The 23,034-nt window shown below is 45.8% G+C and carries 27 protein-coding genes and 2 tRNA genes; 2 read left to right on the top strand and 27 right to left on the bottom strand.

All coding sequences use genetic code 11. The features are described 5' to 3' along the window. Positions 1-394 precede the first annotated feature (394 nt). Both HNR44_RS08985 and HNR44_RS08980 read left to right on the top strand, forming a co-directional pair. A tRNA-Asn gene (locus HNR44_RS08985) sits at positions 395-469 on the top strand. Position 470: 1 nt separating this feature from the next. After that, a tRNA-Thr gene (locus HNR44_RS08980) sits at positions 471-546 on the top strand. 639 nt (positions 547-1,185) lie between these two features. On the opposite strand, the gene HNR44_RS08975 is transcribed toward HNR44_RS08980, so the two are convergent. From HNR44_RS08975 to HNR44_RS08845, 27 genes are all read right to left on the bottom strand, one after another. Continuing rightward, complete coding sequence (locus HNR44_RS08975) at positions 1,186-1,866, bottom strand: restriction endonuclease (protein ID WP_184403805.1); 681 nt, start codon at positions 1,864-1,866, stop codon at positions 1,186-1,188. A 65-nt stretch (positions 1,867-1,931) separates the two neighbouring features. Further along, the gene (locus HNR44_RS08970; protein ID WP_184403804.1) at positions 1,932-2,912 is read right to left on the bottom strand and encodes a toprim domain-containing protein; all 981 of its coding nucleotides are present in this window, start codon (positions 2,910-2,912) and stop codon (positions 1,932-1,934) included. 74 nt (positions 2,913-2,986) lie between these two features. Further along, positions 2,987-4,681 (bottom strand): ImmA/IrrE family metallo-endopeptidase, encoded by a 1,695-nt coding sequence (locus tag HNR44_RS08965; protein ID WP_184403803.1) that lies wholly within the window; start codon positions 4,679-4,681, stop codon positions 2,987-2,989. After that, entirely contained in the window at positions 4,659-4,946 is a 288-nt protein-coding gene (locus tag HNR44_RS08960) for a hypothetical protein (RefSeq protein WP_184403802.1), read from the bottom strand. The genes HNR44_RS08965 and HNR44_RS08960 overlap by 23 nt, the downstream gene beginning before the upstream one ends. After that, a complete protein-coding gene (locus tag HNR44_RS08955; RefSeq protein WP_184403801.1) occupies positions 4,947-5,390 on the bottom strand; it encodes a hypothetical protein in 444 nt (147 codons plus the stop codon). Positions 5,391-5,399: 9 nt separating this feature from the next. Next, complete coding sequence (gene mobP2 / locus HNR44_RS08950) at positions 5,400-6,578, bottom strand: MobP2 family relaxase (protein ID WP_184403800.1); 1,179 nt, start codon at positions 6,576-6,578, stop codon at positions 5,400-5,402. After that, entirely contained in the window at positions 6,575-6,829 is a 255-nt protein-coding gene (locus HNR44_RS08945) for a hypothetical protein (RefSeq protein ID WP_184403799.1), read from the bottom strand. Before HNR44_RS08945 ends, mobP2 begins: the two co-directional genes overlap by 4 nt. Before the next feature lie 310 nt (positions 6,830-7,139). Beyond that, on the bottom strand, positions 7,140-7,991 hold the full coding sequence (locus HNR44_RS08940; protein WP_184403798.1) for a hypothetical protein: 852 nt from the start codon (positions 7,989-7,991) through the stop codon (positions 7,140-7,142). Continuing rightward, entirely contained in the window at positions 7,988-8,593 is a 606-nt protein-coding gene (locus HNR44_RS08935) for a hypothetical protein (RefSeq protein WP_184403797.1), read from the bottom strand. Before HNR44_RS08935 ends, HNR44_RS08940 begins: the two co-directional genes overlap by 4 nt. A gap of 257 nt (positions 8,594-8,850) precedes the next feature. After that, positions 8,851-9,948, bottom strand: a complete 1,098-nt coding sequence (locus HNR44_RS08930) for a bifunctional lytic transglycosylase/C40 family peptidase (protein WP_184403796.1) — start codon at positions 9,946-9,948, stop codon at positions 8,851-8,853. Between the two features lies 1 nt (position 9,949). Beyond that, positions 9,950-11,893, bottom strand: a complete 1,944-nt coding sequence (locus HNR44_RS08925) for a VirB4 family type IV secretion system protein (RefSeq protein ID WP_425489449.1) — start codon at positions 11,891-11,893, stop codon at positions 9,950-9,952. A gap of 5 nt (positions 11,894-11,898) precedes the next feature. After that, positions 11,899-12,534 carry a hypothetical protein gene (locus HNR44_RS08920; RefSeq protein WP_184403795.1) on the bottom strand — a complete coding sequence of 212 codons (636 nt, stop codon included), beginning with the start codon at positions 12,532-12,534 and terminating at the stop codon, positions 11,899-11,901. Beyond that, positions 12,531-12,839: a DUF5592 family protein gene (locus HNR44_RS08915; RefSeq protein ID WP_184403794.1), complete on the bottom strand. Its 309-nt coding sequence runs from the start codon at positions 12,837-12,839 to the stop codon at positions 12,531-12,533. The genes HNR44_RS08920 and HNR44_RS08915 overlap by 4 nt, the downstream gene beginning before the upstream one ends. Before the next feature lie 63 nt (positions 12,840-12,902). Then, positions 12,903-13,115, bottom strand: a complete 213-nt coding sequence (locus tag HNR44_RS08910; protein WP_184403793.1) for a DUF3797 domain-containing protein — start codon at positions 13,113-13,115, stop codon at positions 12,903-12,905. A 15-nt stretch (positions 13,116-13,130) separates the two neighbouring features. Further along, a complete protein-coding gene (locus tag HNR44_RS08905; RefSeq protein WP_184403792.1) occupies positions 13,131-14,993 on the bottom strand; it encodes a pLS20_p028 family conjugation system transmembrane protein in 1,863 nt (620 codons plus the stop codon). 21 nt (positions 14,994-15,014) lie between these two features. Continuing rightward, positions 15,015-15,191, bottom strand: coding sequence for a hypothetical protein (locus HNR44_RS08900; RefSeq protein WP_184403791.1), 177 nt, complete (start codon positions 15,189-15,191; stop codon positions 15,015-15,017). Positions 15,192-15,221: 30 nt separating this feature from the next. After that, complete coding sequence (locus HNR44_RS08895) at positions 15,222-17,774, bottom strand: VirD4-like conjugal transfer protein, CD1115 family (protein WP_184403790.1); 2,553 nt, start codon at positions 17,772-17,774, stop codon at positions 15,222-15,224. A gap of 23 nt (positions 17,775-17,797) precedes the next feature. After that, a complete protein-coding gene (locus HNR44_RS08890) occupies positions 17,798-17,980 on the bottom strand; it encodes a hypothetical protein (RefSeq protein WP_184403789.1) in 183 nt (60 codons plus the stop codon). Between the two features lie 49 nt (positions 17,981-18,029). Further along, positions 18,030-18,272: a hypothetical protein gene (locus HNR44_RS08885; protein WP_184403788.1), complete on the bottom strand. Its 243-nt coding sequence runs from the start codon at positions 18,270-18,272 to the stop codon at positions 18,030-18,032. A 14-nt stretch (positions 18,273-18,286) separates the two neighbouring features. Further along, positions 18,287-19,396, bottom strand: a complete 1,110-nt coding sequence (locus HNR44_RS08880; RefSeq protein ID WP_184403787.1) for a hypothetical protein — start codon at positions 19,394-19,396, stop codon at positions 18,287-18,289. 18 nt (positions 19,397-19,414) lie between these two features. Continuing rightward, positions 19,415-19,690 carry a hypothetical protein gene (locus tag HNR44_RS08875; RefSeq protein ID WP_184403786.1) on the bottom strand — a complete coding sequence of 92 codons (276 nt, stop codon included), beginning with the start codon at positions 19,688-19,690 and terminating at the stop codon, positions 19,415-19,417. Then, positions 19,687-19,956, bottom strand: a complete 270-nt coding sequence (locus HNR44_RS08870) for a hypothetical protein (RefSeq protein ID WP_246407214.1) — start codon at positions 19,954-19,956, stop codon at positions 19,687-19,689. The genes HNR44_RS08875 and HNR44_RS08870 overlap by 4 nt, the downstream gene beginning before the upstream one ends. A 194-nt stretch (positions 19,957-20,150) precedes the next feature. Further along, positions 20,151-20,492, bottom strand: coding sequence for a hypothetical protein (locus HNR44_RS08865; RefSeq protein ID WP_221434257.1), 342 nt, complete (start codon positions 20,490-20,492; stop codon positions 20,151-20,153). A gap of 276 nt (positions 20,493-20,768) precedes the next feature. After that, the gene (locus HNR44_RS08860; protein ID WP_184403784.1) at positions 20,769-21,191 is read right to left on the bottom strand and encodes a hypothetical protein; all 423 of its coding nucleotides are present in this window, start codon (positions 21,189-21,191) and stop codon (positions 20,769-20,771) included. Positions 21,192-21,228: 37 nt separating this feature from the next. Beyond that, positions 21,229-21,420: a hypothetical protein gene (locus tag HNR44_RS08855; RefSeq protein WP_184403783.1), complete on the bottom strand. Its 192-nt coding sequence runs from the start codon at positions 21,418-21,420 to the stop codon at positions 21,229-21,231. Next, complete coding sequence (locus HNR44_RS08850) at positions 21,417-22,706, bottom strand: replicative DNA helicase (RefSeq protein WP_184403782.1); 1,290 nt, start codon at positions 22,704-22,706, stop codon at positions 21,417-21,419. Before HNR44_RS08850 ends, HNR44_RS08855 begins: the two co-directional genes overlap by 4 nt. Continuing rightward, complete coding sequence (locus tag HNR44_RS08845) at positions 22,699-23,034, bottom strand: replicative helicase loader/inhibitor (protein WP_184403781.1); 336 nt, start codon at positions 23,032-23,034, stop codon at positions 22,699-22,701. The genes HNR44_RS08850 and HNR44_RS08845 overlap by 8 nt, the downstream gene beginning before the upstream one ends.

Raw genomic sequence — 23,034 nt, 5'->3', positions numbered from 1 at the left:
GCCACGAGATTCGGTGCAAGGCCGCAGGAATTCGGCGCATAGACCGCAGGATTCGGCGTAAGACCACAAGAATTCGGCGCATAGGCCACGGGATTCGGCGTAAGACCGCAGGAATTCGGCGCATAGGCCACGGGATTCGGCGTAAGACCGCAGGAATTCGGCGCATAGGCCACGGGATTCGGCGTAAGACTGCAGGAATTCGGCGCAAAGGACCTTAATTATTCACCACATGAATAGCTTCACAACTTCAGCGCGAATGAGAACCCATAAAATTCGCGCTAAACATTTTGTATATAACCAGTTTCATGTGGACATGATATAAATAGACCAAATCACTCCTTGCCACCGAAAGTTAAGTATGGTAGCATAGGATGCGTGACGCTAGATAGCATATTCCACAGTAGCTCAGTGGTAGAGCAATCGGCTGTTAACCGATGGGTCGCTGGTTCGAATCCGGCCTGTGGAGCCATGCTTCCTTAGCTCAGTAGGCAGAGCGCATCCATGGTAAGGATGAGGTCGCCGGTTCGAGTCCGGCAGGAAGCTCCAGTTAAAATACTTACATAATGCGGGTTTTGGCGATTGCCGGAACTCACTTTTCTATTACGGATGAGGTCTTTTGGCACAAATTTGGCACCTTTACTTAACTAAAGTGCATTTTCAGCATTTTAATCTCCCATAAACTTAAACATGACAGTGGCCGCAATGTTTATTGTTTGCGAATGTTCGAGCGAAATAGATGGCCAGAAATCATATCGTTTAATCGATTCCACATTTTATTTGCCAACAGCAAGATGTTATTGTATACTAAGGTTAGAAAAGGCATATATTTAAAAAGACCGTGGTGTGATTGCACCAACGGCCTCCCAATAGAACAACTCCTACCAAGGGATTTGTTCACCTAATGATTAGATGAAGTAGCCACCCATTTGGATTGGACACCAGGGGTGGTTACTTCTTTTTTTGATCGTCATGTTTCATCATCAAGACCACCAACGTGGCTACGGCCACACACAACATGGCCGTTTCATAAGTGATCACCATAATTGTTCACCTCCCTTCTCCCTTAAGAAAAAGGGCGCCAATTGGCACGAAGGTTGACAAGGTGAACGTCCACCCCTGGACAGTTGTTTATTGTTTCTCTAGTATACCATACTTTGAAAGACTCGCCTTCCCTATAGGAAAAAATCAGGAAGCATTTAATGGTTCCGTATGCCGACAATTCGGAAATGAAGAACATCCAAAAAATCGTCTCGTGATCTCCTGATGACTTCGCACCACTAAAGATGAGCCGCACAAGGGACAATTGCGTCGCGCTGGCTCTACATTTTCATACACCTCTTGAGCCGTCATCTTCGGATTAACCTCCAAGATGAATTGCTGCAGGCGCCTACGATCTAACAGATGAACACCACAAACCTGGGCGAGTTTAAAGGCCGAATCCGTATAAAAACTGTTCGTGACCACCCAAGCTTCCTGGGCTTGGTAAAAAGGAATTGCCGCAAATACTTGCTGAATAGCCTGGATTCCCACCCCTTGCTTATACCTGTATCGCTTTGCCTGCACAACGATCTTTTTTTCCTTTTCCATCACCAAATCAGCCCCGAAATCATTGGAACGTTTCGTTTCTTTCACGGATCGATAGCCTAATTCTTTAAGCAGTTGTCCTAAAAAATATTCAAATTGGCGGCCATCCATTTGGTCGATCGAACGAATGCCGCTTTGAATGACTCGTTGAAACGCTTGTTTCTTTCGATGAAGCTTCATCCATTTTCTCATCAACCAAACAAAACCAACAATAACCAATGGGAAGGTGAAAAGGTAAAACACCACGAGAAAAATGCTGACAATCGTACCCTCGTCTATCATGCTTCAAACTCCTTTCAGCGTCCAACAAAAATACACGACCCGAAACCCGTGCGTAAAGGTTTCCATTATCGTTCCGGTTCCTTATCCTTGGCTGGAGAGGATTGGGATTCTTTCGCTCGCGGCTGTTCGATGGCCACATTCTTTTTTAATTGTTCATTCCAATCCTTTTCCTTTGGCAAATCAACGTTCCCAACCCGTTCCCCGTCTTGGTTTACATAGTTTTGCAACACATCTTTTAGGCCATAGGCGAAATCATGACCAGACGGATCATTATCTACGGCAATGACCACTTGTTTTGGCGAGTATCCTTCCCTATTCATCCGGTTCATTTCTGCGCTAACAGTGTGTCGTTTCAAACCAGACATTGAAAGCATACGTGCATTTTGTATATCCCCCTGCTTTTCACTCCAATAAGACAACGCATCGACGGCGCTTTCAAACACATAAAGCGTTTCCGGCTTTCCAATATCAAAAGAGAAACCAGCGTTTCCTGGGCTATTTTTGTCAATGCCTTTAAACCAATCACCCGTTTTCGCCATCGGTTGTGTTCCCTGCCGATCCGCCCCAACGACCTCGCCTTGCTGTTTCCACTTATAAACGACATTGCCGCGTTTGTCTTGCGTGATATAATCTTTCCGTTCCAACCAATCCACGACTTTGGGATGGATTGTGCGATCCTGGGTTAAATACTGATGCATGCGCGTCGTATCGCTCACCTCATAGTGACTAGGATATCGGTAGGGTTCGGACGGTGTTTTGGCTGATGGCGGACGTTCCTTTTCCTTAAAGGAGCCATTTGCAATATCTTCCACAGCTTCCGGAAACGATATCCCATAATACATTTGTGCAAAGTTGATCACACCAGCACCTTTTTCCCCTCGCGAGTTCCACGCATACATCTGATCGCGGATAATCAAACTATCATGTTCGGTATGTCGGTAGTAACGCCCTTCTTTTTGAAACGTTTCTCCTTTAGAGTCTAAATAGTCCAGGAGATCGACACGTTTAGCACGATCCACTTGCTCCGTACGGACTCGGTTGACCATGCCGTACTCCCTCCTTTCATGGTTGATATCATGAAAAAACCACAGGGATTATTGAACCCTATGGTTCTTATCCATCACACATCCGGTTCTGGACCCTTAATGCCTGTTCGGGTTCCGGTACTGATTGATGACTTGGCCACCGGCTCTTGTAGTTCGCGTCGTTCGCGTTCATTGGATCGTTCGGCGCCTTTCTGAGATGTTTTTTCTTTATCATTGGTGTATTCTTCGTCTAATTGCTTTTCAAGGGAACCTAGTCGTTTCTGGCCTTGTTCGGAGAGAGGAAGCTCTTTGATTTCTTGCAGCGATTCCTTTTTTAATTGATAAACGGTATGCGGATCGTGTTCTTTCTCAAAAGCCTTCATGTGCTGCAACCGTTCTTGTCGGTCGCTGGATTCTTCCCGATCAAATTGCTTGCCAACGGCAGGCTCAATCAAGCCCATGATTTCGCGCTTATAAAGATCTTTGAAGGCTTGATGCTCCGTTGGTTTATCCTCTTTTTCAAACGGGCTTGCATTGCGTTCATGAGTCGTCACTTCGTTGCGGTAGGCTTTGAGTAACGGACTTTCCTTCCGCATCAGTGAGGATTTTTCATTTTTGTCTTGCTGTTTAACAGGACTTACATGGGGCTTTTGAGCCGTTAATGGCATGGTGGACCCTTTCGATTCCTGATATTGTGATTCACGGGAAGCTTTATCGGGTTCCACCTGTTGGATAACTTCTTGTTTGTAAAGGTCCTTATATGACTGTCGATCGATGGTCGCTCCATCTTGTTTTTTCGTTTGATGAATCATCGATTCATCTCCTTTCGACGCTTCTTTTTTCTGTTCATGCGCTTTTTCCGGTTCTAACGTTCGTTCTATCGTGGTAATAAACTGGTGGGATGTGTCTTGTACCTCTTTGAGTAATTGCTGATGATCGTCAAAGGTGCGGTTTTTCGTCCAAGATTTAAGGTAATCCAGCGAGTAATCAGACGTATCCACGCCAAAATGAGAGGCTACCGTATAGGCGGTCATCTCTGCCTGAAACTCCTTTTCCGGTTGCGAATATCGGTGGTGTGTTTCTGTCGTGTGCAATTTCGCATGCGCCAACTCATGCAACAGGGTTTTGACATTCTGCCGTTCATCGTTGCGCGGATTTAAAGCCACCTCCTTTGTTAAGGTATAGCTGACGCCTTTAGCTGCGCCTAACTCTTGTTTCGGTTCCACAATGGCAATGCCATTTTCCTTGGCGATGGCTTCCATGCCTTGACGAAGTTGGCCGTAATCCTCCACCTTCCCTTCCATCCATTTATTTGGGAATAAAGCCGGCAAATCATCCCGTGTGGCTGACGTCTGGCTAATATCAAAAACGGTTCCCGTTGAAAACACAAGACGGCCGTCTCGTTTTGGGAGACGGCCGTCTTGAATGTGCGCTTTTTCTTCTTTTGTCGCATATTTCACCGGTTTCCATGTGTCTTCCTCGTTTTGAAATTGCTCGCCGAGCCGTTGAGGTACGAGGATTTTAGAGCCTTTCTCTCCTTTTTGCACGGGAAAACCTTTGTCTTTCCAAAATTTATACGAACCAACGGCTTCGGCGCCTGGAAATTGCGATTGCATGAGCTGAACATTATTCAGAGAGTAGTTGTGAAATTGCCCCATAAACCGCAAGTATTCCTTCATTTGATCCTTGGAATAAAAATGGTTAGCTACTTTTTCTTCCATGCCTTTAGTCAATTCCTCAATTTCTTGTTTCATCGCTTCCGGTGATTTACGGGGTCTCGTTCTCGCCATCGTTCCACCTCCGATCGGCGGCCTCAATCAATTCTTCCATGTCCGCCTCATGGTAATTTTGCCCAACGTCCAAGACCATCTTTTTCGTTTGGGTATCAAACGGAATCAACAAGTTATCTTGATTGACCAAGTGCTGTTCAAGGGCAGCTTTATCCGCCGGATCGAGTTCAATCGTGTAGCGCGTATTCCCTACCAAAATCTCCACATCATGCTCCCCTAAACTTTCAAATACACCCACTTCGTAGCGATCATCCAAAAAAAACATTTACACCTCTCCTTGCGTTTGCTTGGCTTTTTGGCTTTCTTCCCAATCGATCTTTTTCTGCCGTTGATGGGATATGCGTTCTTTGACTTCTTCTTTGGCAATGCTTACCGGCTCGCTCTCCATATTAGATGTTGTAATGAGATGGTTTTCATTCATAAGCATGCCATTCATGAGCTCAATCAGAATTTGCGTGTTTCGATCACTACTATTCACCCCCAATTGAAGTTTCTTTAATTCTGATGCAAACACTTGACGGAATTGCTCAGCGGCCATATCCATAATGGCTCGATTGGATCGATCTTTAATTTTCCATGCTTCATGGTCTTGGATAATTTTTTCCAATGCTTGCCCGTGATAGGTAATACTATGCTGATCACGGTAAGCATCGATATAGTCCATCACTTCCGGAAGCACACGGATATTCATGCGTTTGCGTTCACTCATCCTTGCCCCCTACCTTTCGCGTTCAATGTCTCGTTCTAGTCGCTCATGATCCATGTCATTCATGTACGATTGATAGGTCTGTTTCATCGATCGGTTCAGACGGTTTAACGATTGCTGCATCGCGATGCTCGATGACTTGCCATGACGCAACGATTGATCCCCTGCTTTTCTTTTGGTCTTTGGTCTTTGGTGCAATTGATTGTCATACATTTTCATTTCCTTTAAAAAGGCATTGCCCATCCGTTTATAGAGATCATCGACCTTATTGCTTTTATAATTCTCAAAGCGTTTCCTTTCTTTCGGTCCATCCCCATAGGCGGCTTTCATTTCATCCACTTCTCGATCCAATCGTTGATGCAAGTTTTTAAGGTCTTCCGGATGGTGTTTGTCTAAATACGTTGTGGTTAGTTGATCGATCATCGACCGGATCGAATTGAGAGTGTTGTAACCATAATTCCAATGACGTTTGTTCTCAGGAAGGCGTTCGTAAATATCCTTAAAGAGCGGTTTTATTTCTCGATTGCGCCATTTTAATGTGCTATTTTCCTTTTTACCATCGACCATCTTTCCTCGTATGATTTGATTGATATGCTCGCGTTCATGACTTCGATCTTGAAGCCCATTAACCACTTCGCCTTTCATCGCAGATAAAGTTTTTGGTTTTCGTTTGCCACGCTCTCGGGTCGGTTCAGGTTCGACGGTGGCTACATGAATGTGAATGTTATCGGTGTTTCGATGGATAGCCGCCGACCAAACCGAACTTTGTTCGAGCCCTTCTTTTTTGAGCATCGTCTGCATCGATGAACGGACGACATCCTTCAATGCTTTTTCATTTAACGCACCTGTTTTTCGATCATAGATCCCCTGTTTTTCTAACCATGCATTATCAAACGTAATCACGTCTTGCCACATGAGGCTCTTGTTTTCTTGCGCATGTTGGAACGCATGTTTTAATTCATCTTTTTCATCGGTGTTGAGTCGATCCGAAGTATCCGTAAAAAGCGCCGACGTTTTTTCCGGGTCATCCATGTAATGATTGTACAGCGAAAACATTTGCGAAGGCAGTTGCTTATCCCCTTTGGCTTCTTCCCGATCCACATAATTGACGTACTGATCAAAGGCTTTGGTATTGGAGGTGATAAATTTTGTTTTCAATACCACACCTGGCGTGATGGTTGAAGCACTCATGATGATGGCTCCGGTTCGTCACCAATGAGTGCATTCATCGTTTGCATGCTGTCAGCGCAACGTTCCATGACTTGTAGGTTGCTGGCTACTAATGCTTCCAATCGTTGGACCCGTTGATCCTCCATGTAGAATTGTGCCATCTTCATGATCCGTTCTCGTAAAAATTGTTCTCTGGAGATGCCTTGTTCTTTCGCGAGTTTTTCCACTTTTTGAATCGCTCTTGGTTCAACATTTCGGATCACAATATCCATTTTGCACCCTCCATTTTGATTTTTCCTTCTTGGTTTTTCCGATCAGATGATTCATTGTAGATGCTTAAACCTTCGTACGCTTCGTGGCAGGTTTCTTCATTGATGGGTGAGAGAGCAAGCAAGAGCATAAGGGGTTTCTGATATCACATAGGGTGATATCCCCGGCAGAGCCGGGGGAAACAATGATATCAAGGAAATCATTTATTGGTGTAAGGTTGTCGTCTTCTTTTTGGGAACACACGTTTTAATTTTTGCTGAAGGTGTCAGGTTGTCGTCAATGATGGTGCAAGGTTGTCGTTAAGTTTTATCATCACTCATCGATGGCCATTTCCATTTGTTCTTCGATCATGTCTTGTTCATCCTGGGACACCTCGAGGGCTTCTTGTTCTTGCGCCATGTCTGTTTCCAACCCATCAATTTCTGACTCGATTTGACTGTGTTCACTTTCCAGTTCCACTTCTTCATCGTCGTTGCTGTACAAAATGTCTGCTTCAATATCAACCAATTCTTGTTCCAATTCTTCGATCCGTTCGTTCATATTTTCGATCACTTGCTGATGATCCTCTTGATCATCGCCCAGTCGGTCGTACTCCAAGTTCAGCACGTGTTGATCGTAGGTTTTTTCATCTTCGACCGTCATCGATTCATCAACGTCAACCATTCGGTGATCCGCATAGATTCTTGCTAGTTCCGTCGGTGTGTTGTCATTAGATGATTCATCTTGGTCCATCCAATCATCGGTTTCTTGCTCTTGAATATCTATGCCAATGACATCAAAAGATGGTTGCACGGCATCAATATGAACCACGACATAATCGCGATCATCGTAAAGCATGGTCACCGGTAATTCTTCACGGGCGTTGGAACGATCTTGAGCGGCGAATGTCATCTCCGTATTCCGATCAACGGCTGATCGATCAATATGGAGGGTTGCGATCATGTGCTGCTCGGTAGGATTATACGCCCAATCATCAATCACAACTTCACCGTTCCCTTGCATAGGGATGGTTTCTCCGATTTCCGTGTGCTGAATGTCGCCCGGCGGTGCGCCAAACAATGTGCGGGAAAGCATGAGGAACATCCCTGTAACGACAAAGGCAAGGGTGATCACAAGGAAAGGGACGGTTCGTTTTGTACTTAAAGCAAATCGTTTCCGCATCATACGCCCCCATCTCCTTCCATGCTTTCGACCGCATCTCTAAAATCTTGAATGATCCAAGCGCCATCTTCTTGTTGTTCCGCATCTAATTCAATAAAGGTCGCCGTCGTGTCTTCATCACTGCTTGTGCTATACGTGTGCGAAAAACGAGCCATGATGGTGGCTTCCGGTTGGTTCAGTTCACCCGTCTCAACAAAGAATTGAACGTCTTCCGGAATCGCTCGCTGCTCCGTTTCTTCTTGCTCATCGGCCGGGAATAAAAATTCATGCAGATCATCTTGCATGATGGGCTCGGCTTCATCTTTGCGGTTTTCATACGACGATGCTTCTTCGGTATAGACGGTTTGGACAAAGGTTTCGGCGGTTGCTTGTAACGCCTCTTGACGTTCTTGCATGGCCGCCGGTTCCTCCATCTCTTGTTCGTTTTGGAGGCGAGTGATTTCACTTTCCAATTGCTGATTGGCATCCATCACCTCCTGCATCTGTTCATTGGAAAAGGTTGCTTCATCGTCATCGGCCATCACGCTGTACACATTCACGCCTGTAACCGCGAGAATCGCGACCAACGCGATCGCAAATAACGTGATACGCGTTTTTGATTTCACAAAGGACATCCTTTCTTCGTCTGATTAAGATCCTCTCTTCCGTAGAACATCAACCAGCGCTACGGAAAGCATGAAGAGATTGGCAAGGGTATACATCAACAAGGTGATGCCCAGTCCCAGCCATGCAGATGTTATAAGTAGTGCCGGGGATGATAACCATCCCCCGGCTAAACAAAACCATAAACTGAAAGCCATAGATAAACACCCATAACCATTTGCTTTTGATCATGGCCTGACGCCTTTCAAACGTTTTTGCTCTAGCCGATACGCTGTACATTGCCGTTAAAGGTTTGACCCCAATAACCATCTTCCAATGATTCATATTCAACGCCGTTGCTGGATTGCGCGCCGATGAATTGCCCGTCACCGGCGTAAATGCCAACATGACCGTTGTGCTTGTAGGTGTTGAAAAACACCATGTCCCCCGGCTGCATATCATCCGGATCAACCGACTGTCCTTCTTGATAAAGCGTATCGGTCGTCACCGATCCCAGCGGGCCTAGATCCACCCCAATTTGTTCAAAGGCCCAATGAACAAACGAGGAACAATCAAAAATGCCTGCGGCCTGTTCCTCTTCATTTCGCCCGCCACCAAAGTCATACTCGGAGTTGCCGATCCATTGTTCACCAACTTCGACCACCTCCGGAATGTCGCCGGAATCAATGGGGGTTGCGAGGTAATCCAGAACGGCATCAACGTATCCTATATCGCCAAAACACGCGCCTGTCTCTGCGCTTTCAGGACGAATGCATGAAAACTGCCCAGTGTGCGCTAAGTCTTGATACTGTTCACGCGAAAAATCAATCGCAAGATCCTTGGAATACTCACCACCATTGTGTTCTTCGGCGTAATCAATGAAGCCATGCCCAAAATTATACGACTGGAGGGCAAGTCTCACATCGCCACCGGCGTCCTCTAAGACTTGCGCAAAGTATTCCGTGCCAACATCGATGCTCGTTTCCGGATCACTGATGGTGTTCCGGGGCAGGCCCAAGGATTCTGATGATTGCATCACATCATCCAACTGACCCCCGGACTCTTGCATCGTTTTCGCCATCAATATCTCCACTTGATCCGGTATCCCATGTTCGGCTGCGTATTGTTCAAAGAGAGGCCGTAAGGCTTCCACTTCCTCGTTCACTTGCGCCTCGCCCTCAGCCACATTCCCGACCGAGTCAACATCATCGGCTTGTTGCTCTTCGTATTGCCCAGCGATCGAAAGAATTGCCACAACGACCATGCCGATCAAGCCACTCACAGCCACAAGCAAGGCTAACACCACAAGCCCTTTCCATTTCTTTGGAATTAAGGAAAAAAGGAAAATAAGAAAGGCGATGAGCGAAGAAACGGACATGTTACGCCCCTCCTCCAAACAACGCCAATTCCTCGTCGGAAACTTCCACGGAAAAGCGTAGGTTTTTCACGGCTTGAATGTTTAACACCACATCGCCGGTTTGTAAATCTGGGATTTGGGCAACCTCACTTTCGGATAACTGCCCGGCAAAGATGGTTTCGAGCATCTCAAGGTTATTGCTGTCTTGTTGCATGATCCACTTATACTGTGTGAGCTCGAACAACGTTTTAATTTCCTCGACCAAGGTTTGGTCAGACCCTTCCGGCACAAAGTCCCGGATCGTGTGCGAGGCGTAGGTGAAACCGGCAAAATATTTCCGGGCTTCCCGTACAAATTTCGTGAGAAACCCTAATGCGTGGCCACTGCCTTTTTTCGTATTAATAATGTGATGCGCCTCATCCATGAGAATGAGAAATTTTTCGGCATCTTCTTTATTCAGTTCTCCTTGATTAAAGGCCTCAAATTGCGACTCACCATTGTGTAACATCGCATCCCATAACAAGTTCATGACGTTAAACAATTGGGCTTGAAAGATTTCGGTCCGCATCTGACTCAGCCCGCGCAACTGAAAGATAACGACGTGTTCGTCTTGAAAATCGGCAATGCTGGATACCCCATTAAAGAGGTGAGCGTATGTTTCAACAAGGTTTTGGATGTTTAACTCAATCGTTTCCAGCCGGCGTTTGCGTTCCGGACTGAGGTTGTCGCGTTGCTTGCTTGTGGTTATATCGGCATAAAGTTCCTCACGAATAAAGGCCAGAAAATCCGAAAAGATCGGATACACCTCCACCGGTTGCCCCGTGAGATTGGTATCCCCTTCATCGCTCCATAAACCTAAAGAGACATACAATTTTCGAAGCATATTTTCATATTCTTTCAGTTCATTGTCGGGTGCTTCCGGGGCCAGAAATCGGTAAAATGTCGTGAGTTTTGATAAGTGCTGCGTAAACGACGTAAAATCATCTTTCGCCGTCCGGTACACTTGCAAAGGATTAATAATGCCGTCCGTGCCATCCAAGGCAATTTGTTTGCCGCCGACCGCCTCTGTAAGTGGTAAAAACTCCCCAACGACATCAAAGGCTCGAATTTTATGCCCTTTAATGGCATTATCGAGCATGATTTTTTTCAAGAGCGTGGACTTACCGGCGCCCATCGCCCCGATCACCACAGAGCTATACGATTTTCGATCCTTATCACGGTGAAACAGATCAAACACAACGTTACCGCCGGTCATCGTTGTGCCGTAAAAGGTGCCCGTGGGATCATGGAGTTGGGTGAAATGAAACGGAAAGCCACCGGCTAAAGAGAACGCTGGCAGCCCCTTCCCTTTCCGACGGTTACGGCGTTTCGCTTGTGCCGTATATGGTTCATGTAGCGCCTTCCACTCCATATCTTGCTCATTGAGAAAAACAGCGCCTCTAAAATTTTCCCCTTCAAGCGCCGTTAAGACTTCGTTCACTTTGTCTTCCAATTCTTCTTTCGTTCGCGCATTCACGTAATGGCGAAGATGCACCCGTTTGATCACTTCCCCTTCTTCATAAATGGAGGCATACAGGTCTTGAAGATCATCCAAGTTTTTATGAGCCTCTAAAATACTGACGCTCTCTCTTTCCGTCATCATCCGGGAGCTTTGTTCATCGATCCCTTTATTTAAACCCTCACGAACTTTATGGCGATCTTCCGAGGTGACATCAATCGTGGTGATGACGTTTTCCATATTAACGATCGATTCCAACCAAAAATCCTTTGTATTTTTCGGATAGCTGTACACGTGCACACACGTTTCGTAACCATCCCCTTTACGTATAAAACTTTCCTTGAAGCTGATGCCGCCTTGCGGTTGAATATTGGCTAGCAAGTACGGGTTATACCCTTTGCGTTCGGTTTCCGTGGCATCGGTGTCGTCTTTGCGTTTCCATGGCGCAAGCATCTGTAAAAGGCTCATCACTATTACCCCCTCTGATGATCCAGTTTCGAGTTTTGATTGTTGAGTTTATAGGTCACATCCAATTTCTTTGTGTTGTCTAAGTCGGATATCGGCAGGACGCGTTGCAGTTTTCGGCGCGTAAATTGGCAGCGTTCGGATAAATCTTTCATCGAATCGCCATACACATAAATGTAAAATTCGCGATTCGTCCGGTGTTTTTCTAAAAATTCCAGTTCCACCTTTTTCTTTTGCAAAAATCGATCGATCAGTGGGGAGTTGTTGGCATCGATTTTTTGCTGTATATGCGCCAATTGCGGCGTCATGTTCACCGGAAAATTGAGCGAGATGATCTTGATATCCGCCTCATATGCGCGTAAAAATTGCGTGAATGCCAAGATATCCATTTCAGCTTCGGCGTTACTCTGGGCATACACATCTTTCGTGGTGAGTTGAAAGACATCCATATATCCATGACCGTCTTGCAGTTCAATGGCGCCGTCGTCGGTCATGTCTCGAATCGGAATAATGTCGGCAATGCGATCCGGCGCTCGTTCCCGTTTTTCCTTCGGTTTCGATCGCTCGCCAAGGCGCAGTCGGCGTTTCGGTTTCTTATGCTCATCAAAGAGGGCGTCTTGGCCTACCATGTCCTCATACATCATCGTTCTTCCTCCTTCGTCGCTTCATCGTGCGGATCATGGGCCTGATAAGTGGCACGGTCGCGGCTGATCATCATCCATACCGCCTGTATCATGCGCATATGCGGATTCGTTTTCGGGCGGTATAACCAAAAGCCGTATAAAGCGACCATAAATATCACAAACGGAATGGTGAGCGACGGATGAATGAGCGCGTGAAGGACAAAGCCCATCACGAGCATTCCAATCGCAACGAGTAAATCGGTTAAATACAGCCACCGGTTCAATTTCAATTCGGCCGTAATCTCGGTCGGAATTTTATAATGCATGGTTCAACTCCTTCCCAAACAAAAACGCAGGTTCCAATGGAAAGGAAAACCTGCGCAATATTGTTAGTCTGATTTTTTATCTTTTGAATCGATGGCAGTTTTCGTCGCTGCTTCTACACGATGGCCACACCGACATGTTCTCGAAAACCCTTTTTCCGTTAGCTGAAAATCTCCTTCACCAAGGCGTTTATTCCCACAGTTGGGGCATTTAACATATCGCCATAGAAAAAGGGCGATTTTTAGAGGGGATACTTTTGTTAACTCAAATGTTGCCATCTAATCAAACTCCTTTTAACGGTTGTTTCTCCTTTTATGCTTCCAGTTCGCCGTTGTGTTTTTGCCAAACTGATAACTTCGTTTGCTCGTTTGCACATAAGGGTTGTTGTTCAAACGGCGTGAAGCCCCGTCGCGCATATATTGGCCTACGGTTCGCGTTTCCCCGGCGGCCGATCGTTTTGGCATGGGAATATCGTTCGTGGTTGGCGGTTCATGGCCGTTTTGATGGACTTGCATTTGTTGGTGCAGCGTGGCCGGTCGGTGGTTACCACCGCCGCCTTTGCGGGCGTCTTCATGCATCTCGGCTTGGAGCGATGGCGTTTTACCCCCATGCGTAGGCGCTGGTGCTGATGGTCTGGTCCCCTTGGCGCCCTTCGGTTGTTGCTGCGTATCTTGATAGACCTCTGCATTGGCGTTCGCCGTAGAGCCTTCGCCACCTTCTTTGGTTGGTGCTTGGGCGTTTGTTGGTGATCCTGCCCCCGGTGTTCCTTGTGCCGATCGGCGCTGGGATGATGCTGCCCCCTGTTGGCCACCACCGCCACCGGATTGGCCGTCTGTTGGTCTGGCTTGCGTCGGTGATCCTTGATTCCCTGTGGCACCATTGTTTGGCGATTGGGAACCTTTGCCTGTACTGGTTAAACCGTTAATGCCACCGGCGGTTGCTGCTGCCGTACTCACGCCACCCGTCGCAGCGCTCTTCGCTCCCTTACTGGCCATCCTCGCGGCGCCTTGCGCCACAGGTTTGGCGGCTTTTCCAGCAAAGTAGGAGCCTGCGGCGACCGTCCAAGCATTGCGAAGGCCAGCGTCAATGCCAAAGAGTTTTTGCACGATGTTCGGTCCGTCAATGACCGCAAGGCTACCGGCGATCATGGCAATCAAATAGCCAAATCCACTTATTTCGCTTGCGATATACTCCGTATAGTACATATACATGCGTAAACTCAAAAACACCATGATGATGGATACGAAAATGCTGCCAATGTTTTTGAGGATTTCTTTCAATCGTTGACCGGTGCTAATATCCGCATAGGCCATGATCAGCGCAACGACTTTGTTGAAGGCGAGTTCAAAGCATAGTTTAGCAATTTTAATGGATACGAGGATCATGGTGATTGCCATCACGCCAAGCGTAATCAGCGCCGTTCCCCAATTCACGTCCCATCGGTAATAGTTTTCCGAGAAAAAGTCGAACCAGCCGTCATCGCCAATGTGGACTAACCCTTCTTCGCCGTTGGATTCAATGCCGATTTTGTTAGATAGTACCGCTTGACCTGGTTCTGATAAATCTTCTCCATCTGCTCTTTCAAAATCATCGGTGATTTCTTCGTTGATATCAATTTGATCGATACTTTCCGGGTCGACATGGTGTTGCGTTTCCACATCTGGACTTTGCCAGCCGGTTTCGTCATAAATGGCTATATCAGTAATATGATCATGGACGATTTGATCGGCCATATCAAACGCATCATCCCCAACGGAGGCTACTTCCACCGCATTATCGGTAAAGCTGCTTGCCTGATTCATCCCCCACGTGAGGAGCGTCACCGTCATGATCGAAATGAAAATGTTCACCGGAATTTGCGAGCGTTGCTGGCCTCTTTGAAACATAAGCTGATAGGCAATAAGGCCAAGCGCAAGAGCAAGCAGGATATACAATATGGGCTGAATCGTTTGGAGAAATTCAAGCACCGGTTCAGTCTGAAAGAAATCCAAGAGCACAAGGACGCCATCAATGACACCTTCCATCCCACTCACAATCGACCGAAAACCTAAAAGAAGCCACCAGCCGAGAAATCGGATCAGGTAGCTTATGATATTGCCTGTATTTAGTTCATCTTCAAATTGGCGTAAGGTGTCCAGTAGTTCTTGTTCCTCCACCGTCTCCCTCCTTTCCTACCGTTATTCCTCCATAAACATCTCCTGGGTGACATCGATCCTTTCGTCGATGCTTTCAATAAGCGCGTCCACCGGCGCCTCATTTTGGCCCGGTTGTAGCGTAACAACAGCGTCTTGCAGAACGATTGTGATAACCTCGCCTTCTTCGATCTGATCGCGATAACGTTGGATCATGTTCATAATGTTCGGTTTCTTCGGTTCCTCCTTATATTAGCTGACAGCTTCTTTGATGGTATCTTTATGGGTTTCCTCATTATCTTCCCACGATTCAATGTACTGATCAATGGCTTTTCGAATCGCTGCATAGGTGTTTTTATCCACCTCGTCTGAATCGCCTAGCATCTTTATTATTTGGAGAAAATCATTGACCGACATCGTTTGTATCTTTTCTTCATCCGCATCCATCGACGGAGCTATCCGATCCATCGCCATTGTCCATAAAGAACCGGTTAACACCTCAGATACAGGCGTTTGTTTCCAGCCTTCTTCCCTCGCTGTATCCTTCTGCGGCGATGTTGATCCCTTTGTTTCTTTGCTTTCGGGGGCTTTTTTCCTTTCTTCGTTATTATCCAGCGATGCTTCGCCTGTTAAAAAGGAAAAATCCATAACAAGATCCGACAATCGGATGTGTCGATGCGGCGTGTCTACCTCCACATCGGTAATGGATCGTTCGGCATCCAAGTTTAAATACTGATAGGCATAAGGCATGCCTTTATTATAGATGGGGAACGGACGAATCTTTTGCTTGCCATCTTGCGTTTCACGCTTCATCGTTCGAGAAACGACCGTATGCCCTTGCTTGATTTCCATCAGTTCATTCGCATCTAAAAGTTTTCGACCTTCCGTGTTATCGGTTTTCGCTTTTTTTAGGGAAAACGGTGTGCCGGACCGAGTTTCAACTTCCCGTGTTTCATCGCCGAGTTTTTCTGCGAAGTGTTTGGCTGTCTCCACGTCGGCGGTCATGATGTAGATGTGATTGCCGCAATTCCCGCGAAGGGTGTTTTGAACGTCTTCCCCATATTTGTCTTTGAGTTGCGCATAACTCTGCACGACGAGATGAAAGCGAATGTTTCGACCTAGGGACACCGTCATTTTTGACCCCATGCCTGATATCGCCGGCATTTGCCCAAACTCATCGAGCATAAAAACGACTTCGCGCTGACATGTTTGCCCTTTCGCCATCGATGCGTGTTTTGCCAACGTGAAGTACAATTGATCCACAAACATGGATGGGAGTACATGTGTGGAATCATCATAATCCGGGGTGATCATAAACAGCGCCACCGGTCGATTGAAACTCACCACCTCCGTGATGCCGACGTCCGGATGGTTTTCCTGTTCCAGTGACGTTTCGCCCGTTTCCTTGTTCACCGTATTTATCGTTGCTTCGATGCGTGTCTGTTCCTCTTGGATCTTTGCTTTTTGTTCTTTCGTTCGCTTTTTGTAGGCTTGCTTTGAAAGAGGATTGGGATCATGTTCAACGCTCAAGGCATCGTTTTCCCGGAGCGTTCCTTGGAAATGGACCACCCAATAACCTCCCTCGCCGGTTTGGTTCGTTTCCTGTGTACCGTCCGGAAACGTTACCGTTACTTTGGAAAAGGGGGCGCCCCTGCCTTCGATGGATTGGCCAAAACCAACCTTTTTCAAATCAAGGAAGTTTTTCGCGGTCATTTTCGCTTGTTCGCTCAAGGTGAAGCGTCGAAGTTCTGCCATGGCTGTCGTAAAGATTCCCGAGCGTGTATTGCCTTTGGCAAAGTTACTCGTCGCATACTGCATTTTCGCCACGCTATCCTGTTGAAGATCCTGAAAATATTGATCCAAGGCGTTGACGGCGATCTTGGGATTCGACGGATGTGGCAATTCCTTCGATCCGAGTTCAGACAACATGTTCGCAACGGTATAAAGGGTGATTTTATCTTCTTCCTTGTTTTTTATGCAATCTTCGGTCACCGCCAAGATCATCGCGTTCACAAGTGACATCGCACTATTTTGCCACATGGGATCTTTGACCTGCGGATTATAATAGAGCATGTGCGTAAGCGATTCACACAAGGTTTCCGCCACCGAATAATTGCCTTCCTTGTAAGCGTCTTTAATCAATTGCAAAGGATTATAACTCATGCTTTGCATCGGATTCATCATATTGAGCGCCAACACGTCAAACCCGCGCTGTTCTAACCTCTCTTTGAAGCGAACAAAAAGTTCACCCTTCATATCATTGATAATCATGCTTGGTTTTTGTTCAGCCCTTGCGTATGCATCGATGGTAGGGTCCACATACAGTTGCCCTTTCCCGGAACGAGTGGTGCCAATCACCATGTTATGAACGGCTCCATCATCGATAAAATGAGCGTGTCCCTTGTGCGCAATAACGCCCCCGCCTTTACCGGGATAGCTTTTTTCCTTCTCAGGAATCTTTTTATATTGTTCGGCCACTTCTTGCTTGGTCGCAAACCGTTGGGAGCCTTTTTCATCGCGGCTAATGGATGCGAAGTTACTCGTAAGTTTATAAATCGTAATGCCAACGAGCATCAATCCCAAAACGGATGTTATGCCATAAAACCAAGGGTGTTCGGTAATCTGAAACGTGGTGAAATAATCCCATTCTAAGGTTAAGGGTTCTTCGATGTTCGGAAACGTTTGTAAAAGCCTCAACGCCTCTTGTACAAGATTTAATAAAAAAGTGCCGATCACCTGCACTACTAATAATAAACCGATACATAAAGGCATCAGCATAAATTTATTGGCTAGAACTGCTTTCATGCTAGGGTCCAACCTCCTTTTCCTTATGTTTCGTCCTTATAGGCAAGCATTTGCTGGATGCCCGCCCAACCAGTGAAAAGGGTGGCTTGCACAACCGTTTCATTGGTTTCCGTTCCCAAAGACGCCAACCAATGATCCCGAGCCGGAAGATCTGTTGATAGTTGGTTAAACATCTGCTGGAAACGATTACCTTGCTCAAAGACCATGTCCTGCCATAAGCCCATGACTTGAGCTATCAGGGCGATTTTCGGTAGTTCAATGGGCTTCGGCACTGATCATAACGATCGCTGTCCCAAGCGATTGCGCCGCATTAGTCCAAGATTTATCTTTCGCCTGTGATTCATGATGCCAGAGGTGAGCAATGGTATTACCGATCACTTCTGTCTCGTGGTACTGATGGTTTTTCATATAACTCACTAACTCATCTAAAAACATGCGGCTGAGTCCATATCGATCATAGCCCGTTAATGCAATGGTTGAACATCTCCGATGGTTCATCCTTCCACCCCTTTCTATAAATCATCTCTTTGGGTTTCCAAATCTGCGATTTCTTCTTCCCATTCTTCGATTTGGTCATCGTCCGGATCGTCTGCATCGGCTTCTTCGTCGATCTGTGTTTGGCGATCATCAATATCGGCTGTTAATGATTCATACGTCTGTATATGATCATTCAGGCTTTCACTGCTTATCTCACTGGCCATTTGCTTGGCTTCGTCAACATTGCCGGATTTCATGTAGGCGTAGCCCAATTTTTCTTGTCGTTCTGCATTCATCGGCACGTCATCAACAGCCGCCACATCGTCAAAGCGTTCATCCTCAAAGGATAATTCAAAGTGGCCAACGGCCGTTTCATGGTTCTCTTGAAATTCTGTGAGTGCTTCAATGCCTTGTTGCTCAAAGATGGCATTCGCGATAGACTCAGCCGATTGATCGGTCATCTGCATGGCGTCCTCGTAGGCGCCTTGCCCAATTAATAAGTGGGTAAGCACGACGGTTTCTTGATCACTACGATCACTTTTGTCTTGAAGCACATCGATCGCCGTATCCGGATCACCGGCCATGGCTTCGGTGTAAATCTCATTCATTTGTTGTTCTTCTTCAAACGATTTATGCATTGCGGCAAGCGCGTTCGATTGGTCACTCACCACTGCCACCATACCGATGGCAAAGACTAAAACTAAAAGCGTTACGCCTGCGGCTGCACCACCCAAGATCTGCGCTTTGGGGCTTAGTCGGCTCCACCATGTTTGATTCGCTTCTGCTTGCTGGCGCAAGTGGTCGATGACATCAATGCGAAGCGCGGACGGCGCCTCTCGGGTGAGTTGATGAAGCAATCGATCCCGTTGTTGGCTATCGTCATCACTTCGCATGCGCCGATCAATCAACCGGTAACACATATGTTCATACAGGTTCGCCGCGTACGACGAACCGATATGATAGGTTCCGGTATACAGTTTTTGACCTTCCCCGTCATGGACCATAAAGTCCAACGCCACCGGCGATTTGTTTTGCTTTTTTAGGCGTTGATCGATGTCATTGGTCAGTTGCACAGCATCCGTCAAGAAAAGGGATTGGAAGGCTGGAATCTCTTCCTCCAAGGGTGTCGTAAATAATACCTGCATCGCTTTCTCCCTCCTTGTTTAAAATGTGATGGTGCTCTCGATCCACTGACTAAAGGCGAGTGCACCCAGGAGCATGACCAAGCCACCAGCAGCTCCAACAAACCAACCAACCGACATCATGCGTCCACGTGCGCCACCAGCCATAAGGAAATAAGATCCAATCCCAATCGCGATCGCTGCCACGACACCACCCACGACTTGCATACCCAATAAGATAGATTCACCCGTGCTTTGTATGTTATCAATGGCCGCCATAATAATCATCGATTCCACCCATTGAATCATTGTATTCATGCTTCTTCCTCCCCTTGTAAGGATGATGAATGTGCGTGCTCATCGGTTTTCGTTTTGTCGACATTTTTCTTCTCCGACGGCTGTTTCGATGTTTTCTCTTCTTGAATGCCTTGGTAATGGAGCAAACCTTCCATGATCAAGTCTTGGTGTTCGCTGATATACGCCTGATGTTGGGTGTGTAGCCAATCGTTGTACGTTTCGCCCTTGACGCCTAACAGCGTTTGTACTAACTCTTTTGATTGCTTAACGTCGCGTTGCGAAGCCATGCATCATCATCCTTTCCTAATGTGTTTCCGACATAAAAAAGCCCCTCTTGCGCTTCGTGTGTGAATGCTCTACATCACCCCCTTTTATGGCATAAAAAAAGAACAGCTTGTTTGACTGTTCTCTTCATTAGCTTCTTCATCGATGAGTGGACAAGAATGTATGTTGTTTGTTGCTTGCACTCTTAATGAAATGATTATTCAAATGAATGATCAAAATTTTGTATCTCTGAGGCTAACGCATCTTCGCTATCATAATCGACTTCACTCACCGAGATTCGTTCTTCTAAGTCTCCATTTTCATAATAACTTAATGAATTGAATACACTCGGCCCATCAATGCCAACATCCTCTAACAAAAGATCATTATCAAGCATCTGTTCAGATTGAGCATTGATTTCTTTAACAGAAATGTTATCAATATTCTCGTCAACAATATTTACGGCCTCTTGGTGTTCTTCCTCGTCTTCGGTTTGCGTCGTTAAGACAAAAGCTTCCTCATTTTCTTCCAAATACTCCTCCATTTCTTGCGGTTCCAACGATTCAACCCCTGCACTCTCCCCACATCCTGTTAGTAACAAGGAAAAACTAATCGCTCCTCCGAAAAGGAAACTTTTGTTGTTTTTGATACTATCCCTCCTGACAAAAATGTTAATGTCCAATTATAGAACTAATATAATTCCCATTCGAAAGATGAGTTAGGGAGATGCTACAACATCAACGAACGATTTTCAATGATTCAAAAATAAATGTATTTCGTTTATTATAAAGATTTATTCTTTGATCTGTCTAAAGAATTTCAGATGTTTACATTGTTACGTTTGTACACATTGTTCACTTGCGGCATTCAAATGCATCTCTTCAATAATATGGTCTTTTCGCCGTTTGACAGCTGCAACCGATAGATGATGCTCCCTAGAAATTCTCCGCAATGTTTTTCCATTTAATAATTCATCTAAAATGATTTGATCTTTGATATCTATTATTCCTGCAGAATGGCGCTGGATAAATGAAACTTTACGTTGCAAGTTTTTCGTATTTTTATCATAGCGTTCAATCCTTAACATTTCATTATATACAGGGTCAGACGGACTACTATCAGATGGCAGGGTCGCTTCTATGCCATATTTTGATACCATCGCTTGACTAGCACCAGTCATTTCTTGACGTTTTGTGACAAGAACGTTAATCATCCATTTATAATTCATAAGAGCTTCATGAATCTCCAATTTATTCATGTTATACCTCCATTCTATTGCAGTTATGGGCAGACATTTATTCCTCGACATAAGAACTTGAATCTATATTTACGGACGTATATTTACCATTTAAATAATGGATGAACAAATACAACCCCTGGACTAACTCCGTTGAAGAGGCTCCTTTTTCTAGGTCCTCGAGGGGGATAATTGCCTTTTCTGTCTCATAGTAGCTCATTAACATACCAAAACATTGATATTGATTCATACGACATTCCTCTCATGCTTACCGTCGATATCAATGAAACGCCCACATTCTTTCATAAAGCCAAGTTCTATCGTTCCGGTTGGTCCATTTCTCTGTTTCGAAACGTCCACTTCGACCTGGTTTTGATCGGCTTCTTGATCATAGTATGCCTCGCGATATAAGAAAGCAATCACATCAGCATCTTGCTCGATATTGCCAGAGTCTCTCAGATCAGCCATCACGGGGCGTTTATTATGCCGGTTTTCAACGTTCCTTGATAGTTGCGATAAAATAACGATAGGCACATTGAGATCCGTCGCCAAACGTTTCAGTTCACGTGTAATGGCGCCTACCTCTAAATCTTTCCGTTCAAATCGTCCGGCTGCATGGATCATTTGTAAATAATCAATCACGATAAGCAAGTCATCATCCGGGTTTTCCCTCACCGTTTGCCGGGAAATGGAACAAATGTCACTGATAACAGATGTATTCTCGTACATATTCAGCTTCCAATCCCATAGCGAAGCGATCGATGTCGTTGCACGATCATAGTCTTCTTCACTAAAAAAACGAGAAGGAAACTTCCATTTTTGACCGTCGATGTGGGCATCCGCCGAAATAACCCGATGTAATAATTGCTTAGACCCCATCTCAAGGCTAAATAGCAGACATCTGCCTTCGTTTTTACAGTGGTTAGACCCCAAGTTTAAGGCAAAGGCTGTCTTCCCCATGGAGGGACGGGCAGCAACAACGATCAATTCTTTCCGTTGCAACCCGCCGGTCATTTGATCCAAAGGTTCATAACCCGTCTTATAACTGTTCTGATTGTCGCTTTGTGTACCACTCATATCATCCGATATCTCATATAACCATTCCTTTAACCGTTTCTCTTGGTTGCTATATCCCAAACGTTGAAGGTCGGTTAGTTCCTGAGATAATCGTTGAAGGGATGCATCGTTCGGCTGTTCCACGTATCGAATCGCTGCTTTTCGACTCTCTCTGAGCCGATAAGCTTCGATGATTTTTCGTTCATGATGGTTAAACGTAGCCGTCGTTGCGACGGAACCCGCAAGCTGTGTCAGGTATTGAATCCCGCCGGTTTGATTGATAGATTCCCCTAAGCCTGTTGTAACGGCAGCTAGCTCAGGTTCTGCGCCTTCCTTTTCAACCGTTCGCATGGCTTTAAAAATCAAGGAATGATGAACTCTTGCAAAATGAGAAGGTTGGAGCATCGACACCTGAATCAATGGAGGTTCATAAAGAATCGCCCCTAATACCGCTTGCTCGGACTCTGTACACTCAATCAATCCTATCACTCGCTTTCTCAGCCAATAACTTTTGGAGATTGATGATGAGTTGACGTTTCCGTTCTTGAGAGACTTTTGACGCCTCCAACTCCCATTCCCGCCATTTCTCAACGTTTTCGTTTGTTTGAACAGGGTACGCGGCAATATCTGCGATGGTCGGTGGAAATGGGTTTTTGGTTACATGACGCTCAACATTGGCCATAACCCCTTCATAATCCATTTTAAGAAGGGCGGGCATGATGATTTTGACTTTCTTTTCACTCAGTTCGAATCGAGGATAAACAGCCGATATCGATTCCAAAATATCTAAGGCCTGGTTGTACTCCAT

The sequence above is a fragment of the Geomicrobium halophilum genome (assembly GCF_014207655.1).
Taxonomy (GTDB): domain Bacteria; phylum Bacillota; class Bacilli; order Bacillales; family Marinococcaceae; genus Geomicrobium; species Geomicrobium halophilum.
This window is presented reverse-complemented; position numbering and strand designations above follow the sequence as displayed.

What these genes read in the sequence shown, in the direction of transcription:
- HNR44_RS08975 (WP_184403805.1), bottom strand. Translation starts at nt 1,866, where the DNA reads ATGATAGACGAGGGTACGATTGTCAGCATTTTTCTCGTGGTGTTTTAC.
- HNR44_RS08970 (WP_184403804.1), bottom strand. Translation starts at nt 2,912, where the DNA reads ATGGTCAACCGAGTCCGTACGGAGCAAGTGGATCGTGCTAAACGTGTC.
- HNR44_RS08965 (WP_184403803.1), bottom strand. Translation starts at nt 4,681, where the DNA reads ATGGCGAGAACGAGACCCCGTAAATCACCGGAAGCGATGAAACAAGAA.
- HNR44_RS08960 (WP_184403802.1), bottom strand. Translation starts at nt 4,946, where the DNA reads ATGTTTTTTTTGGATGATCGCTACGAAGTGGGTGTATTTGAAAGTTTA.
- HNR44_RS08955 (WP_184403801.1), bottom strand. Translation starts at nt 5,390, where the DNA reads ATGAGTGAACGCAAACGCATGAATATCCGTGTGCTTCCGGAAGTGATG.
- mobP2 (WP_184403800.1), bottom strand. Translation starts at nt 6,578, where the DNA reads ATGAGTGCTTCAACCATCACGCCAGGTGTGGTATTGAAAACAAAATTT.
- HNR44_RS08945 (WP_184403799.1), bottom strand. Translation starts at nt 6,829, where the DNA reads ATGGATATTGTGATCCGAAATGTTGAACCAAGAGCGATTCAAAAAGTG.
- HNR44_RS08940 (WP_184403798.1), bottom strand. Translation starts at nt 7,991, where the DNA reads ATGATGCGGAAACGATTTGCTTTAAGTACAAAACGAACCGTCCCTTTC.
- HNR44_RS08930 (WP_184403796.1), bottom strand. Translation starts at nt 9,948, where the DNA reads ATGTCCGTTTCTTCGCTCATCGCCTTTCTTATTTTCCTTTTTTCCTTA.
- HNR44_RS08925 (WP_425489449.1), bottom strand. Translation starts at nt 11,893, where the DNA reads ATGAGCCTTTTACAGATGCTTGCGCCATGGAAACGCAAAGACGACACC.
- HNR44_RS08920 (WP_184403795.1), bottom strand. Translation starts at nt 12,534, where the DNA reads ATGATGTATGAGGACATGGTAGGCCAAGACGCCCTCTTTGATGAGCAT.
- HNR44_RS08915 (WP_184403794.1), bottom strand. Translation starts at nt 12,839, where the DNA reads ATGCATTATAAAATTCCGACCGAGATTACGGCCGAATTGAAATTGAAC.
- HNR44_RS08910 (WP_184403793.1), bottom strand. Translation starts at nt 13,115, where the DNA reads ATGGCAACATTTGAGTTAACAAAAGTATCCCCTCTAAAAATCGCCCTT.
- HNR44_RS08900 (WP_184403791.1), bottom strand. Translation starts at nt 15,191, where the DNA reads ATGAACATGATCCAACGTTATCGCGATCAGATCGAAGAAGGCGAGGTT.
- HNR44_RS08895 (WP_184403790.1), bottom strand. Translation starts at nt 17,774, where the DNA reads ATGAAAGCAGTTCTAGCCAATAAATTTATGCTGATGCCTTTATGTATC.
- HNR44_RS08890 (WP_184403789.1), bottom strand. Translation starts at nt 17,980, where the DNA reads ATGGTCTTTGAGCAAGGTAATCGTTTCCAGCAGATGTTTAACCAACTA.
- HNR44_RS08885 (WP_184403788.1), bottom strand. Translation starts at nt 18,272, where the DNA reads ATGAACCATCGGAGATGTTCAACCATTGCATTAACGGGCTATGATCGA.
- HNR44_RS08880 (WP_184403787.1), bottom strand. Translation starts at nt 19,396, where the DNA reads ATGCAGGTATTATTTACGACACCCTTGGAGGAAGAGATTCCAGCCTTC.
- HNR44_RS08875 (WP_184403786.1), bottom strand. Translation starts at nt 19,690, where the DNA reads ATGAATACAATGATTCAATGGGTGGAATCGATGATTATTATGGCGGCC.
- HNR44_RS08870 (WP_246407214.1), bottom strand. Translation starts at nt 19,956, where the DNA reads ATGGCTTCGCAACGCGACGTTAAGCAATCAAAAGAGTTAGTACAAACG.
- HNR44_RS08860 (WP_184403784.1), bottom strand. Translation starts at nt 21,191, where the DNA reads ATGAATAAATTGGAGATTCATGAAGCTCTTATGAATTATAAATGGATG.
- HNR44_RS08855 (WP_184403783.1), bottom strand. Translation starts at nt 21,420, where the DNA reads ATGAATCAATATCAATGTTTTGGTATGTTAATGAGCTACTATGAGACA.
- HNR44_RS08845 (WP_184403781.1), bottom strand. Translation starts at nt 23,034, where the DNA reads ATGGAGTACAACCAGGCCTTAGATATTTTGGAATCGATATCGGCTGTT.